General features: G+C 75.9%; 1 protein-coding gene. It reads left to right on the top strand.

Features of this window, described 5'->3' with window-relative positions:
* Positions 1-245: tetratricopeptide repeat protein (locus HA630_RS26810; protein ID WP_166832130.1), on the top strand; the 245-nt coding region annotated here is incomplete at both ends.

Genomic DNA, 245 nt, shown 5'->3' with positions numbered 1-245 from the left:
CGCAAGTCGGCGCTGGAAGCGGCCGCCCTGTACGATGAACTGGAACGCGCGGTGCAGGCGCAGGACACCGACCGGGTCCAACGCGTCTGGGCCGATGTGCAGGCCCAGGCCGCCCGGACCGTGCAGGCCCAGCAGGCCGGTTTGCTGGCCGCCCGCGTGCTGAACGCCGCCGGCCAGACCGACGCCGCCCGCCAGGCCCTGCGCGCCGTGGCCGAGAGCCCAGCCGACGCCGACGTGGCGTCCGT

The organism is Aquabacterium sp. A08, from assembly GCF_011742065.1.
This window is presented reverse-complemented; position numbering and strand designations above follow the sequence as displayed.